Source organism: Streptomyces blattellae (assembly GCF_009709555.1).
GTDB classification, from domain to species: Bacteria; Actinomycetota; Actinomycetes; order Streptomycetales; family Streptomycetaceae; genus Streptomyces; species Streptomyces blattellae.
This window is the reverse complement of sequence record NZ_WJBG01000106.1, coordinates 1-14,272: the sequence shown is the minus strand read 5'-3', so window position 1 is coordinate 14,272 and position 14,272 is coordinate 1. Positions and strand designations below refer to the sequence as shown.

The following is a 14,272-nucleotide window of genomic DNA, read 5'->3' as shown; positions in this document are numbered from 1 at the left end:
CAGAGGTGTTGACGATGTTCTGAAACCGCCGGATTGTAGTGAACATGCCGAATAGACGTGCGCGTGTGCTCGTTGTTCTGGTTCTCCTCTGTGGATTCCTGTCGGTGGCGGGCGCCCGTCCCGCCACCGCCGCCGCCCTCCCCGACTCCCTCTGGTTCGACGAGTCCCCGCTCACCGTGCAGAACGGCCGCTTCGTCGACGGCCAGGGCCGCGAGGTCGTGCTGCGTGGCTACAACGTCTCCGGCGAGACCAAGCTGAAGGAGAACAACGGCCTGCCCTTCGCCTCGGTCGCCGACGCGGAGAAGTCCGCGACCGCGCTGAGAGCGCTCGGCGGCGGCAACTCGGTCCGCTTCCTGCTGTCCTGGGCCTACGCGGAGCCCGTGCGCGGCCAGGTGGACAGCGCCTATCTGGCCGCCGCCACGGCCCAGATCGGCGCGTTCCTCGACGCCGGGATCCGCGTGTACCCCGACTTCCACCAGGACCTCTACTCCCGCTGGCTGTTCGACCCGGACAGCTGGTACACCGGCGACGGCGCCCCGAAGTGGGCCGTGGACCTCGGTGACTATCCGGACGAGTACTGCGGGCTCTGCCCCTTCTGGGGCCAGAACATCACCTCGAACGCGGCCGTGACCGAGGCGTCGTACGACTTCTGGCACAACACCTACGGTCTGCAGGACTCCTTCCTCGACACCGCCCAGAAGACGATGGCGTACCTCAAGCAGAACCTCACCGCCGCTCAGTTCGCGGGTGTCGTCGGCTTCGACCCGTACAACGAACCCCACGCGGGCGTCTACGACTCGGGCCAGACCAGCCGCGCCTGGGAGAAGGACGTCCTGTGGCCCTTCTATGTGAAGTTCCGGGCCCGGATGGACGCGGCCGGCTGGCAGGACAAGCCCACGTTCGTCGAACCGAACCTGTTCTGGAACGCCAACCTCGACTTTCAGAAGCAGGAGGGCGGCCTGCTCGACGCCGGCACGCTCGGGCCGCGCTTCGTCTTCAACACCCACTTCTACGACCAGCGGGCCATCTCCGGCATCTTCATGTGGGGCAAGGCGGTGGACGGACAGTACGCGGGCGACTTCGGCACGGTGCGTGACCGGGCCGCCGCCACCGCAGCGCCCGCCATCGTCAGCGAGTTCGGCCACCCGCTGACCGGGACGGTCTCCGACAAGGCGCCGACGGTCCTCAAGGCGATGTACCAGGCCCTCGACTCCCGCGTCCCGGGGGCGAGTTGGTGGTCCAACCCGGCCGGTTCCGGTCCCGTCCTGTCCGGCAGTCAGTGGCAGTGGGACATCTACAACGGCCGCCACGAAGAGCTGATGAACGACAACCCCGACAACGTGCAGACGGAGGGCGACGCCTGGAACGGCGAGGACCTGTCCGCCGTACGCCTCGACGACTCGGGTTCGGCCGTCCTGCGCCAGGACGCCCGGCTCGTCGACCGCGTCTACCCGAGCGCCACCTCCGGCACGACCGTCGCCTTCACCTACGAGGACCGTTCCCGCGACGGCTCCACGACCCTGACCTGGAACCCGGTCCCCAGCTCGCTGCCGAATGTGGCCCAGCTGGTGGGCTCCGGGCAGTACGGTCTGCACGTATGGCGCTCCGGCAGTGGCTCGGCCCCCACCGAACTGCACCTTCCGGCGTCCTTCCCGACCTCGTCCACCACCGTCGTCTCCGACCTGGGCACGGTGTACGCCCCGCCCTCGTACACGGCGACGACCCCCATCGCGGCGGCCCCGGAACCCGGCGGCGCCGACAGCCGCCGCCTGCTGCTGACGGACTCCGACTCGGGCACCCTGCACTACGCCCTGATCACCAACGGCGCGACGAATCCCTCCTCGTCCCTGCTGAACGCGGCCAAGGCCGAACTGGCGTCCTGGGTGGCCCAGCGCATCGGCTGAAGCAGGCCCGGCCCGGCCGGCGGGCGCGGGGAGGCCATCGTAGGATCAGCCACCGCTGACGGATACGTCCATGGGGGAGACGACGTTGGAGAGACCCGACGACCGACGCGCGGCCGGCTGGCGCTTCGCGACCGAACTCGTCGCGTGGGTGGCGACGCCGTGGGCGCTGACCGGGTACTCCTGGCCGCTCGCGGTGGTGTCCGTGGTGGTGCTGATCGGGCTGCCGACCGTCTTCACCACGCCGGGGGACAAGACCCACGGGATCGTGCCGGTACCCGGGCCGGTCACGATCCTCCTGGTGCTGCTCCAGCTGGTCGCGGCCGTGGTCTCGGCCTGGCTGGCCTGGCCCGTGGGGGCGGCGGTCGCGGTGTCCCTGCCGGCCGCCGCCACGCTGGTCACGGAGCGCCCGCGGTGGCGGTGGCTGGTGTCCGGGCGCCGCGCCACCGCCTGAACCGGCTCGGGCCTCAGGGCCTCAGCCGGTGGTGCCCGTCCAGTCCGCGGCCACCTGGCCCAGCCGCACCCGCTGCGGGTGGTCGCCGACCGGCACCGACACCGTCTTCCTGCCGGTGGCGAAGTCGATGGCCGTGACCTGGTCGGTGCCGCTCTCCGAGACCACGCAGCTCTTGCCGTCACCGCTGACGGTCGCCCAGTAGGGCTTCGAGGCGGTGACCAGCGGGCCCTCCTGGAGGGTGGCGCGGTCGACGACCGTCGCGTAGTCGTCCATCGTGCCCGCGACGCACAGCTTGCTTCCGTCGGGGCTCATCGCGATGCCGTGGTGGCGCGAGTCGTTGACGAACGTGGTGCGGTCGTCGCTGGTCGCCGGGTTCTTCGGCAACGTCTTCGTACGGGTGATCTTGTCGGTCGCGATGTCGTACTCGAAGAAGCCGTTGAAGAACGAGACCTGGAAGTACAGCTTGGACTCGTCGGGCGAGAACACGGCGGGCCGGATGGCGTCGGAGTAGTCCGCGAGGCCGATGGCGTCCAGCCGCTGCCGCATGTCGATCACCTTGACCCGCTCGTACGTGGTCGCGTCGACGACGGTGATGTACCGGTTGCCCTTCGTCCAGTCCAGCCAGGGCTCGTCGAGCGCGGTGGTCACATCGCCGATGCCCATGTTCCAGAGGTACTTGCCGTCCTTGGTGAAGATGTTCTCGTGCGGCTTGTCGGCGGTGGCGAACGAACCCAGCTGTCTGCCGGTGCCGATGTCCAGTACGTGCACGGTGTTGGAGATGGAGGCCGACACGGCGACGCGCTTGCCGTCGGGCGAGACCGCCATGTGGTCGGAGCGGTAACCCGACACGGGGAAACGCCAGTTGATGGCACCGGTGGCCAGGTCGATCGAGACCACGTCGGCGAAGCTCGGGCGGGAGACCACCACGGACGAGCCGTCCGGGGTGGTGTACATGTCGTCCACGAACTGGTCGTGCCCCTCGCCGACGCTGTTGCGGATGGCCATGAAGTAGATCCACTTGATCGGGTCGGCGTTGATCTCCGCCATCCGTGCGTCCTTGTCGGGGATGACGTTGATCCGGCCGATCTTCGCGTGGTCGCCGGTGGACTTGATGACGTCGGCGGTGCCGTCCCAGTTGTTGCCCACGAACAGCACCTCGCGCAGGGCGGCGGTGTCCGAGGCGCTGGTGGCGGCGGAGGCCGCGGTCGCGGGGGCGGTGACGGTCAGGACGAGGGCGGCGGCCATGGAGCAAAGGTGCCTGGGTCTGATGACAGGCATGGGTGCTCTCCTCTGGGCGGCTCGGGGGGTGGTGAATCTGAACACACGTGCTTTCAGAGTGGACTTACTGAAAAGTAAGGAAGGGGTGTCCTTTCGACAAGACCGCGTACACGACAAAATTGGCCGACGGGACGAGCGAGGGAACGGGGAGGGGACCGTGGCGGGCAGGCTCAGGGCGCCGACCGGCCGGTACGGGGGCAGGTCCGCCGAGGAGCGGCAGGCCGAGCGCAGACGCCGCTTCCTGGACGCCGCGCTCCAGTTGTTCGGTGACGCACCCGGCTACCGGGGCACGACCGTCGCCGCGCTCAGCGAGGCCGCCGGGCTCTCCACCCGCCAGTTCTACGAGGAGTTCCGCACCCTTGAGGACGTCCTGGCCGCCCTTCACCTCCAGGTCAACGACTGGGCCGAAGAGGCCGTGCTCGCCGCGTTGGCCGCCGCGGGAGACCTGCCGCTCGCCGAACGCGCCGCCACGATCTTCCGCGCCTACGCCGCCAACGTGACCGCCGATCCACGCCGTATCCGCATCACCTTCGTCGAGATCATCGGCGTCAGCCCGCGCCTGGAACACCAGCGCCTGGCCCGCCGCGCCCGCTGGGTCGACCTCGTGTGCGCCGAGGCCGGAGCGGCGGTCGCCCGCGGCGAGGCGGCGCCCCGCGACTACCGGATCGCCGCGACGGCCTTCATCGGCAGCGTCAACGGCCTGCTCCACGACTGGAGCGCCGGGTGGGTGGACGCCACGCTGGAGGAGGCGGTCGACGAACTGGTCCGCCAACTGCTGGGCATTCTGCGGCCGGCTGGGTGGGAGGCGGGGTGACGGGCCGGGGAGGGGGCGGTCTGGGGTGGTTGTGGTGAGGGGGGAGGGCGGGGCCTGGGCCGGCCGTGGTGACCCGGACCGCGTGATCCGGAGCCTCAGGTGTCACATCCGTTGACTTCCGCCCCTGGCGGCTCTACTTTCAGCGCGCCACTTCGTTCGGATAGTCGATCCATGTTCGGCATATCGGCAAAGGAGCCGCATGTTCCGCACCCTCGTCCTGCGCACGATCTCCTTACTGGCCGTCGCGGCCGCCGTACTCCTGGTCACCCACCCGGCCGCGCCGCTCAGGGCGGCACCCGCCGCCGTGGCGACCCGTCAGATACCGGTGCCCACCGCCCCGATGGGCTGGGCCTCCTGGAACAGCTTCGCCGCGAAGATCGACTACAACGTGATCAAGGAGCAGGTCGACGCGTTCGTCGCGGCCGGTCTGCCGGCCGCCGGATACACGTACATCAACATCGACGAAGGCTGGTGGCAGGGCACCCGCGACAGCGCGGGCAACATCACCGTCGACGAGGCCGAGTGGCCCGGCGGCATGAGCGCCATCGCCGACTACATCCACAGCAAGGGCCTGAAGGCCGGTATCTACACCGACGCCGGCAAGGACGGCTGCGGCTACTACTACCCGACGGGCCGCCCCGCCGCTCCCGGCTCGGGCAGTGAGGGCCACTACGAGCAGGACATGCTCCAGTTCTCGGAGTGGGGCTTCGACTTCGTCAAGGTCGACTGGTGCGGCGGCGACGCCGAGGGCCTCGACCCGGAGTCGACGTACCAGGCCATCAGCGACGCGACCGCCAAGGCCACGGCGACCACCGGCCGCCCGCTGACCCTCTCGATCTGCAACTGGGGCAGGCAGAACCCCTGGAACTGGGCCCCGGGCCAGGGCACGATGTGGCGGACCAACGCCGACATCGTCCTCTGGGGCAACCAGCCCTCCATGACGAACCTGCTGGCCAACTACGACGCCAACCTCCACCCCACCGCCCAGCACACCGGCTACTACAACGATCCCGACATGCTGATGGTCGGCATGGACGGCTTCACCGCCGCCCAGAACCGCACCCATATGAACCTGTGGGCGATCTCCGGCGCACCGCTCCTCGCCGGCAACAACCTCGCGACGATGACCGCCGAGACCGCGAGCATCCTCAAGAACCCCGAGGTCATCGCCGTGGACCAGGACCCGCGCGGCCTCCAGGGCGTCGAGGTCGCGGAGGACACCCCGGGAGCGCAGGTCTACGGCAAGGTCCTGTCCGGCACCGGCAACCGCGCCGTCGTCCTCCTCAACCGCACCTCGGCCGCGAAGGACATCACCGTCCGCTGGGCCGACCTCGGTCTGACGAACGCCTCCGCGACCGTCCGCGACCTGTGGGCGCGGCAGGACGTGGGGTCGTACGCCACCGGCTACACGACCAGTGTCCCGGCGGGCGGCTCGGTGATGCTCACGGTCACCGGCGGCACGGAGGCGGCGGGCAGCACGTACACGCCCGCCTCCACGGGACGCTTCACCGGCGTGACGGCGGCGAACACGGGCGTGAACGTCGTGGACGTCTCCTACACGAACGACACCTCCGCCACCCGGACGGCCACCCTCCAGGTCAACGGCCAGACCAGCACCACGGTCGCCTTCCCGCCGACCGGATCCGCCGCGGGCACCGTCTCCGTCCAGGTCTCCCTCTCCCAGGGCGCCGCCAACACGCTCACGTTCACCGGCGGCCCGACCACCGAGGGCATCGCGGTCCGGCCCCTGCCCGGCACCGACGGCTCCCTCGTCGTCGGCGCCCAGTCGTCCCGCTGCCTGGACGTCAACGACAACACGATCACCAACGGCATCCAGGCCGAGCTGTGGGACTGCAACGGCGGCCGCAACCAGTCCTGGACGTACACCTCGCGCAAGGAACTCGTGGTGTACGGCAACAAGTGCCTGGACGCCTACAACCTCGGCACGACCAACGGCACCAGGGTCGTGATCTGGGACTGCAACGGGCAGGCCAACCAGCAGTGGGACATCAACAGCGACGGGACGATCACCAACGTCCACGCCGGTCTGTGCCTGGACGCCTACAACGCGGGTACGGCCAACCGCACCCCGCTGGTGCTGTGGTCCTGCGGAACGGGCGACAACCAGAAGTGGACCCTGACCTAGCGGGGACGGCGTCACCGCCCCGGCCGTCGTGGCCGGGGCGGTGTACGGCTACTCGTCCCACGCCTGGATCATGGTCTGCTCGGCGATCTTGCCGTTCCGCAGCGACACCATCGACTCGGAGAGGACCCGGACCCCGTCCGAGTACTCGCAGGATTCGCTGAACGCGACGTCGTCGCCCTGCACGACACACCGCTCCAGCCTGTGCGTCTTGATGTCGCGGCTGTAGACGTCGGCGAGCATCTCGGCGATCTCGTCCCGGCCGTGCAGGACCTTGGGGTGGCTGGGCTGGGTGTTGCGGTCCACGATCCGCAGCTCCGCGTCGTCCGCGTAGAGCGAGAGGAGCGGCTGCTCGTTGTTTCCTTCAATGGCCTGGCGCAGTGCGTTGCTGTCGAACGTGCCCATCATCGACCTCCTTCGAAGGCCGTGACCCGACGAGGAGCGGGCCACGGAAGGCCCCACTTCCGAGCCTCCTCCGCCCCGCCGGACCCGGCAAGCCGAGCCATGGCCCCGGCCTGGACAGCAAGCCCGCCGTCCTAAAGCAGGGCGGCCGCGGCATCATCACCGGGGCTTTCCGGGTACGCCCCCTCTGATTCAGCCCGCCGTGGCCAGGAACTGTGTGGCAGCCAGCTCCGCGTACAGCGGGTCGGCGGCCACGAGTTCGCGATGCGTGCCCACCGCGCGCACCCGGCCCGCGTCCATCACCACGATCCGGTCGGCCATCGTCACCGTGGACAGCCGGTGCGCCACGACCAGCACGGTGGTCGTCCGGGCCACGTCCGCCACCGTGTCCCGCAGTGCCGCCTCGTTCACCGCGTCGAGCTGCGAGGTCGCTTCGTCCAGGAGCAGCAGCCGGGGGCGGCGCACCAGAGCGCGGGCGATGGCGACACGCTGACGCTCACCGCCGGACAGCTTGGTGCCGCGGTGCCCCACCAGCGTGTCCAGCCCCTTGGGCAGCCGGGCGACCAGACCGTCGAGGCGGGTCGTCTTCACCACCCGGGTGAGCACGTCGTCCTCCGCGTCCGGATTGCCCAGCAGCAGGTTCTCCCGGAGCGACCCCGACAGCACCGGGGCGTCCTGCTCCACGTAGCCGATCGCGGACCGCAGCCGGGACAGCTCCCATTCCTCCAGGTTCCGGCCGTCGAGGGTGATCGAGCCGGACTCGGGGTCGTAGAACCGCTCGATGAGCGAGAAGACGGTGGTCTTGCCCGCGCCCGATGGCCCGACGAACGCCGTCATGCCCTGGGCGGGCACGGCGAACGTCACCCCGTGGTGGACGTACGGGAGGTCCTCGGCGTACCGGAAGCGCACATCGGTGAAGGCGAGAGCGGCGGGCTCGGCGCCGGGGGAGGGCAACGGGGCGGGCTCGGCGGCCGGTTCGGCGGGCAGCCGCAGCGCCTCCTGGATCCGGGCCAGGGCGGCGGCCCCCGTCTGGTACTGGGTGATCGCGCCGACGACCTGCTGGATGGGCGACATCAGATAGAAGACGTACAGCAGGAACGCCACCAGCGTGCCGATGTCGATGGCGTCGGTGGCGACCCGGGCCCCGCCGACCGCCAGGACCGTGATGAACGCGATCTGCATCGCGAGACCGGCGGTATTGCCCGCCGCCGCCGACCACTTGGCGGCCCGTACGCTCTGCCGCCAGGACTCCTCGGCCGCCTCGTGCAGCCTCAGCTCCTCCCGGTGCTCGGCGCCGGACGCCTTCACCGTGCGCAGCGCGCCGAGGATCCGCTCCAGCGAGGCGCCCATCACCCCGACCGCGTCCTGCGCCTGCCGGCTGGCCCGGTTGATGCGCGGCACGATCACCCCGAGGACCGTGCCCGCGGCCAGGATCACCGCCAGGGTGACGCCGAGCAGCACCGGATCCACGAAGCCCATCATGGCCACGGTCGCCAGGAGCGTCAGCCCGCCGGTGCCCAGGCCCACCAGCGAGTCGGTGGTGACCGCACGCAGCAGGGTGGTGTCGGAGGTGATCCGCGCCATCAGGTCGCCCGGTTCGGAGCGGTCCACGGCCGTGATCCGCAGGCGCAGAAGATACGACGACAGGGCGCGGCGCGCGCCGAGTACCACTGACTCGGCGGTGCGCCGCAGCACGTACGAACCCAGCGCCCCCACCCCCGCGTTGGCGACCACCAGGGCCGACATCAGCAGCAGCGCCCCGGTGATCGTGCGGTCGTGGGACAGATCGTCGATCAGCTCTCTGGCCACCAGCGGCAGCAGCAGGGCGGTTCCGCCCGTCACGAGCGAGAGCAGAGCACCGGTGAGCAGGGCCCACCGGTGCGGCCGGACGTATCCGAGGAGCAGCCGCCACGTGGGCGGACCGGTCTCCGTCTCGTTGTCGCTCACTCTGCTCCTTCGGGCCTGCCGGTCGAGGCCTTCAGGCTACGTCGGCTCCCGCGTGCAGGCCGCGCCAGTCACGGGCTGCCGCCAGCACGGGCGCCGGTGACCGCGGGTCGGGCAGGCAGCCCTCCAGCATGCGGACCAGGACCTCGCCCGGCCCCAGTTCGAGCCAGGCGGCCGTGCCGTCCCGGTGCATTCGGTCGACGGCGGCCGCGAAGCGCACCGGCTCGCGCAGCTCCCGCACCCAGAACTCGGGCATGGCGGCCTCGCTGCCGACGCGGCGGGCGGTGATGTCGGAGACGAGCGGGATGTCCGGCTCGCGCAACTCCATGGACCCGAGGAGCAGGCGGAACTCCTCCAGCACCGGATCCAGTTGCGGCGAGTGGGCCGCCATGTCCACCCGCAGCACCCGGGAGAACCGTCCGCGCTCCGCCCACTCCCGCTCCGCCGCGGCCACCGCGTCCCGGTCTCCCGAAAGCACCACGGACCGGGGGCCGTTGATCGCGGCGATCACCAGACCGGGGCCGAGCCGCAGCTCCTCCTCGGCCGCCTCGACCGCCACCATGCCGCCGGTGTCCGGCAGCGAGCCGAACAGCCGGGACAGCGTGCCCACCGCCCGGCAGGCGTCCGGGAGGGAGAAGACCCCGGCGGCATGGGCCGCGGCCATGCGTCCGGCCGAGTACCCGAACAGCGTGCCGGGCCGCACGCCCCAGCTCTCCAGCAGCCGGTACTGGGCCACCTGAAGCGCGAAGACCGCGGGATTGGCGTACGTGATCCGGTCCAGGAGGGCGGCGGTTCGCGTTCCCGGCTCCGCGAACATCACGTCCTGCAACGGCAGGTCGAGGTAGGGCGCCAGGAGGCCGCACACCTCGTCGAGGGCCCGGGCGAACACCGGGAAACGCGTGTGGAGTTCCCGTCCCATACCGGGCTGCTGGGAGCCGCCGCCGGAGAACAGGAAGGCGGTGTCGCCGGGTGGCAGACGTACCGGCTCGGCCCGCACAGGTGCGGAGCCGGTGGCCGTCAGCCTGGTGACGATTTCCTCCGCCGACGTGCACACCACGATCCGCTCCAGGTCCCCCGGATGCAGGAACCCCTCGTCCCGCGCATGCTCCAGGAACGCCAGCAGCGGACGGTAGAAGCCTGCGGGGTCCAGGAGCAGGCACGGTTTGCGGTGGATCCGCAACTGTGCCCAGGACAGCACCTCCAGCAACTCCTCCGCGGTCCCCAGCCCGCCCGGCAGCGCCACGAAGGCGTCACCCAGCTCACCCATCCGCGCCTTGCGGGCGTGGACGTCGTCGACGACGTCCAGGCGGGTCAGCCCGGTGTGGGCGATCTCGTACGGCAGCATGCGGCGCGGCACCACCCCGGTCACCTCCCCGCCCGCGGCCAGGGCGGCGTCCGCGACCGCGCCCATCAGGCCGGTGCGGGCGCCGCCGTAGACCAGGTGCAGTCCCGCCCCGGCCAGGGTGCGGCCGATGTTCCCGGCCACCGTGAGATGGCCGGGGGCGCGGCCGGGAGAGGCGCCGCAGAACACGGTGACGGTCTTCACGTCCACAGCCCGTACCCCCGGGTGAGGATCCCGTGGGGATCGTGGCGGGCCTTGGTCCCGGCGAACTCCCGCCAGACCGGGCCGAAATGGTCGCGCCAGTCCGCCGGCGTCATGGGGACGGCGCTCATCGGGTGCAGTACACCGCCGACGGCCTTGGCCCGGTCGTACACCGCGCGGTTGGCGTCGACCAGCCGCCGTACCGCCACCGGGTCCGTGGCGGTGGCCGTGCGCATCAGGACGAGCAGGCACAGCCGGTCCGCGGCGGGCCTGCGCAACAGGGAGGCGCCCAGGGTGCGGCCGGTCAGCGGGCGGAGCTGGACCACACCCGAGGTGCGCAGACCGTGCTGGGCGGGGTCGTTCAGCACGTCCGGGACGAAGGAGGCGACGGCGTCCTCCGGGAGCAGCAGGGAGAGCCAGGGATGCGGGCGCTGCCACTCGCCGGTGGTGCGCAGCAGGCGTTCGTCGCGTTCCGGGCGGTGCAGGAACTCCTCGTAGGGCAGGTCCTCGATCTCCACGGTGTCGCGGTCGTGGTCCAGGCTGTCGGGCAACAGGCCGTCGCCGCCGGGCAGTTCGCGGGTGTGCGGGGCGACCGCCTCGATCATGTACGTCCAGGTGCCGCCGACGTCGGGGCGCACCTGGCCGACGACGTGACTGAAGCGCGGGTCCTCGCAGAGCCTGCGCTGATCGGCCACATAGCTCCGCGGTGAGGAGTGGTAGAGGCGAAAGCGCCGTACGCGGTCGGGCGCGGGCGCCAGACGGAGGGTGGCCCGCAGGATCAGCGCGCACTGGCCGAGACCCGCCGGCACCGCGTCGAACAGGTCGGGGTGGTGCTCACGCGAGCAGGTCAGCACCTGGCCGGCCCCCGTGATGACATCGATGTCCACCACCTGGTCCGCGACCAGACCGTGGCGGTGACTGGTGCCCCCGAACCCTCCGGCGCTCAGCAGCCCGCCGACGCTCGCGTCGAGGTGGTCGGGTCCCACCGGCGGTGCGAGCCCCGCGGCCAGAGCCGCCCGCACGACCTCGCGCCACGGTGCGCCCGCACCCGCGCTCAGGGTCCGCTCGGCCGGAAAGCAGCGCACGTCGTCGAGCGGACGCATGTCGACGACGTACCCGCCGTGGGCCTGTCCCTGCCCGTAGGGCGCGTATCCGCTGCCGCGTGCCGTGACCGGCAGGCCTCGCGGACCGGCGAAGGAGATCAGGTCCCGGACGGCGTCTTCCGAGTGCGCCGCCAGAACACCCCGGGGGCGTGATCTGATAATGTGCCCGAAGTCGTCTGTGGCGCTTTGCATGCCTCCAGAACGGTCAGTGTATGCCGAAATTACCTCGGCCGTATTGTTCATGCCACACACTCCGCCACGGATTTACCTGTTTCCTTCGGCGTAATCCAGTCCTCGAAGAGCGTGGTGAAAACACCGTACTGAAGTACCCCGTGCTCCGCATGCCGTTCTCCGATGAGCGCTGCCATACGGGCAAGGACATCGTCGGGCAGTCGCCCGTCGGCGATGGTGTCCACGTCGATGCCGTACTTCGCGCAGCATTCGAGCACGGCCTCGAAACCGTTCACGGACGCGGCGAGCCATCGTTGCCGGGGATCGCGCCAGAGTGCGTCCAGTTCCTCCAGGAGACTGCGGTCGGGCGGGGGAGGGGCGAGCATCGTATGCGCCCGGCCGGTGAGCGTGGCGACATACGCGTCGAGGTCGGGCAGCGGGAGGAGCTGGACCGTCAGCTCCCAGGGAAGCTGAGGCAGACGTCCGGCCAGCTCCCGCAGGAGTGAGATCGAACCTCCCTCCACGATCACCGAGGGGTGTCGGCTGCCGAGCTGGTTCACCAGCCCGACCAGCGCGTCCGTGGCGTTGGCCGCGGACAGGTCGCCGTCCGCGAAGGTGCGGTCCCCGAGCCAGTGCCGGCGTACCCCCGGCACGTCAGCGCCCGCCCGGGCGCTGGTCGTGGCGATATCGGTGAAGCACTGCAGCCGGTCCGCGACGACGATCGGCGCCCCGGTCGCCCGGGCCAGTGCGGTCGCGGTCGCGCTCTTTCCGACTCCGGTCGGCCCCGCGATGAGGTGGACCAGCGGGTGTTCATGGTTCGGGCCCCCGTACGTCATGACGACGTCACCTTCCTTTGTACTCGCCGGGAAATGCAGTGGCCAACCTATGTCGACCAGCTGAACCCGGAGGCAAGAAAATGCCTGGCTGAGGTAAAGAGAGTACAAGATCTCCGCATGGTGCTCAAACATTAAATCACTTGTCTTGGGGGTGGTCAGGGGAGTTAGGGTGATGCCAGTGGGGCGTCGAGAAGCGGAATAACGAATTCTTGGCGTGCCCGGAGAAGCCCTCATGCCGGAGGTAGTTCGTGGAATCCGAGATGCTGCTCGCCATCGCTGACGCAGTCCCGTCGTCGTCCGGTGAGGGCGGTGTCGTCGTCGGCTACGGAGCGGAGGCCGAGCTGGCCAGATTCGCCGCCGACCTCGCCTGGACCCTGCATGTGCCCGGACATCCCGCGGAGGCGCGGCAGTCGATCCTGGATGCCGTGGAGCGCGGGGAACGGGCCTACATCCATGTGACCGCCGAGGCCAACGCCGAACCGCGCGGCACCGGCGAGGGGTTCGAACGGGTCCAGGAGGGCCGTGCCGGGGTGGTGCTCGCGGTCGGCGCGACGCTCGACCCGGTGCTGCGCGCCACGGCGGGCCTGGACCTGACCGTGCTCTACGCCGGCACCCTGCGGCCCTTCGACGACATCACCCTGCGCACGGCGGTCCTGGCCGCCGACCACGCGGACGTGGTGGTCGTCGCACCCGGAGCGACCGCCCTGGTGGCCACCCGCGTGGCCAGGACACTGGTCCACGTCCCGCACCGGATGCTGTCCTTGGACAACGGCAACCGCCTGGAGGACGAGGCGATCGCGCGGGCCGTCCGGGACTTCGTGCGGTGACCCACCCGGCCCTGCTGCTTCCCGTGCCGTTACTGATCAGTTGCCCGTAGGGTCGACAGGGAAGGCAGAGCACTAGCGGAAGGGGCCGACCCCATGACGCAGGAAGTACACGGTGTGATCGCACCGGGCAAGGACGAGCCGGTGCGGGTGGAGACGATCGTCGTGCCGGACCCGGGGCCAGGGGAGGCTGTCGTCCAGGTGCAGGCCTGCGGGGTCTGTCACACCGACCTGCACTACAAGCAGGGCGGGATCAACGACGACTTTCCCTTCCTGCTCGGCCACGAGGCCGCCGGTGTCGTGGAGGCGGTGGGCGAGGGGGTGACCGATGTCGCGCCCGGAGACTTCGTGATCCTCAACTGGCGTGCGGTGTGCGGCAATTGCCGGGCCTGTCTGCGGGGGCGGCCCTGGTACTGCTTCGACACGCACAACGCGAAGCAGAAGATGACCCTCACCGACGGGACCGAGCTCTCGCCCGCCCTCGGTATCGGCGCCTTCGCCGAGAAGACGCTGGTCGCCGCCGGACAGTGCACCAAGGTCGACCCGGCGGCCTCGGCGGCCGTGGCCGGGCTGCTCGGCTGCGGGGTGATGGCGGGCATCGGGGCCGCGATCAACACCGGCAAGGTCGGGCGCGGCGACACGGTCGCGGTGATCGGCTGCGGCGGCGTCGGGGACGCGGCGGTCGCCGGATCGAGCCTGGCCGGCGCCGCGAAGATCATCGCGGTGGACATCGACGACCGGAAGCTGGAGAAGGCCCGGACGATGGGCGCCACCCACACGGTCAACTCCAGGGAGACCGACGCGGTCGAGGCGATCCGCGAGCTGACCGGCGGCTTCGGCGCCGACGTGGTCATCGAGG

At 70.5% G+C, this 14,272-nt stretch carries 12 protein-coding genes; 6 read left to right on the top strand and 6 right to left on the bottom strand.

The window, feature by feature from the left end:
* Positions 1-44 precede the first annotated feature (44 nt).
* Together GFH49_RS02805 and GFH49_RS02800 are read left to right on the top strand one after the other, a co-directional pair.
* Positions 45-1,904, top strand: a complete 1,860-nt coding sequence (locus GFH49_RS02805; RefSeq protein WP_155054128.1) for a cellulase family glycosylhydrolase — start codon at positions 45-47, stop codon at positions 1,902-1,904.
* 70 nt (positions 1,905-1,974) lie between these two features.
* The gene (locus tag GFH49_RS02800) at positions 1,975-2,355 is read left to right on the top strand and encodes a hypothetical protein (protein ID WP_230396128.1); all 381 of its coding nucleotides are present in this window, start codon (positions 1,975-1,977) and stop codon (positions 2,353-2,355) included.
* Positions 2,356-2,376: 21 nt separating this feature from the next.
* Here the strand turns inward: GFH49_RS02800 and GFH49_RS02795 are convergent, their stop codons facing one another.
* Positions 2,377-3,633, bottom strand: coding sequence for a YncE family protein (locus tag GFH49_RS02795; protein ID WP_155054127.1), 1,257 nt, complete (start codon positions 3,631-3,633; stop codon positions 2,377-2,379).
* 157 nt (positions 3,634-3,790) lie between these two features.
* On the opposite strand from GFH49_RS02795, the gene GFH49_RS02790 reads away from it, so the two are divergent.
* Positions 3,791-4,447 carry a TetR/AcrR family transcriptional regulator gene (locus GFH49_RS02790; RefSeq protein WP_155054126.1) on the top strand — a complete coding sequence of 219 codons (657 nt, stop codon included), beginning with the start codon at positions 3,791-3,793 and terminating at the stop codon, positions 4,445-4,447.
* 199 nt (positions 4,448-4,646) lie between these two features.
* Positions 4,647-6,593, top strand: a complete 1,947-nt coding sequence (locus GFH49_RS02785; protein ID WP_155054125.1) for an RICIN domain-containing protein — start codon at positions 4,647-4,649, stop codon at positions 6,591-6,593.
* Positions 6,594-6,641: 48 nt separating this feature from the next.
* Here the strand turns inward: GFH49_RS02785 and GFH49_RS02780 are convergent, their stop codons facing one another.
* From GFH49_RS02780 to GFH49_RS02760, 5 genes are all read right to left on the bottom strand, one after another.
* Positions 6,642-6,995 carry a nuclear transport factor 2 family protein gene (locus GFH49_RS02780; RefSeq protein ID WP_155054124.1) on the bottom strand — a complete coding sequence of 118 codons (354 nt, stop codon included), beginning with the start codon at positions 6,993-6,995 and terminating at the stop codon, positions 6,642-6,644.
* A gap of 189 nt (positions 6,996-7,184) precedes the next feature.
* Positions 7,185-8,939 (bottom strand): ABC transporter ATP-binding protein, encoded by a 1,755-nt coding sequence (locus GFH49_RS02775; RefSeq protein ID WP_155054123.1) that lies wholly within the window; start codon positions 8,937-8,939, stop codon positions 7,185-7,187.
* Between the two features lie 31 nt (positions 8,940-8,970).
* The gene (locus GFH49_RS02770) at positions 8,971-10,488 is read right to left on the bottom strand and encodes a TIGR00730 family Rossman fold protein (RefSeq protein WP_155054122.1); all 1,518 of its coding nucleotides are present in this window, start codon (positions 10,486-10,488) and stop codon (positions 8,971-8,973) included.
* The gene (locus GFH49_RS02765; RefSeq protein ID WP_155054121.1) at positions 10,479-11,774 is read right to left on the bottom strand and encodes an FAD-binding protein; all 1,296 of its coding nucleotides are present in this window, start codon (positions 11,772-11,774) and stop codon (positions 10,479-10,481) included. Before GFH49_RS02765 ends, GFH49_RS02770 begins: the two co-directional genes overlap by 10 nt.
* 47 nt (positions 11,775-11,821) lie before the next feature.
* The gene (locus GFH49_RS02760; RefSeq protein ID WP_155054120.1) at positions 11,822-12,589 is read right to left on the bottom strand and encodes an isopentenyl transferase family protein; all 768 of its coding nucleotides are present in this window, start codon (positions 12,587-12,589) and stop codon (positions 11,822-11,824) included.
* Between the two features lie 248 nt (positions 12,590-12,837).
* On the opposite strand from GFH49_RS02760, the gene GFH49_RS02755 reads away from it, so the two are divergent.
* Positions 12,838-13,416: a transketolase gene (locus GFH49_RS02755; RefSeq protein WP_155054119.1), complete on the top strand. Its 579-nt coding sequence runs from the start codon at positions 12,838-12,840 to the stop codon at positions 13,414-13,416.
* 93 nt (positions 13,417-13,509) lie between these two features.
* Positions 13,510-14,272, top strand: a 763-nt coding sequence (locus tag GFH49_RS02750; RefSeq protein WP_155054118.1) for an alcohol dehydrogenase catalytic domain-containing protein, incomplete at its 3' end; no start/stop codon positions are given.

Coding starts and splice junctions, on each gene's coding strand:
- GFH49_RS02805 (WP_155054128.1), top strand. CDS start 45: ATGCCGAATAGACGTGCGCGTGTGCTCGTTGTTCTGGTTCTCCTCTGT.
- GFH49_RS02800 (WP_230396128.1), top strand. CDS start 1,975: ATGGGGGAGACGACGTTGGAGAGACCCGACGACCGACGCGCGGCCGGC.
- GFH49_RS02795 (WP_155054127.1), bottom strand. CDS start 3,633: ATGCCTGTCATCAGACCCAGGCACCTTTGCTCCATGGCCGCCGCCCTC.
- GFH49_RS02785 (WP_155054125.1), top strand. CDS start 4,647: ATGTTCCGCACCCTCGTCCTGCGCACGATCTCCTTACTGGCCGTCGCG.
- GFH49_RS02780 (WP_155054124.1), bottom strand. CDS start 6,995: ATGGGCACGTTCGACAGCAACGCACTGCGCCAGGCCATTGAAGGAAAC.
- GFH49_RS02765 (WP_155054121.1), bottom strand. CDS start 11,774: ATGCAAAGCGCCACAGACGACTTCGGGCACATTATCAGATCACGCCCC.
- GFH49_RS02760 (WP_155054120.1), bottom strand. CDS start 12,589: ATGACGTACGGGGGCCCGAACCATGAACACCCGCTGGTCCACCTCATC.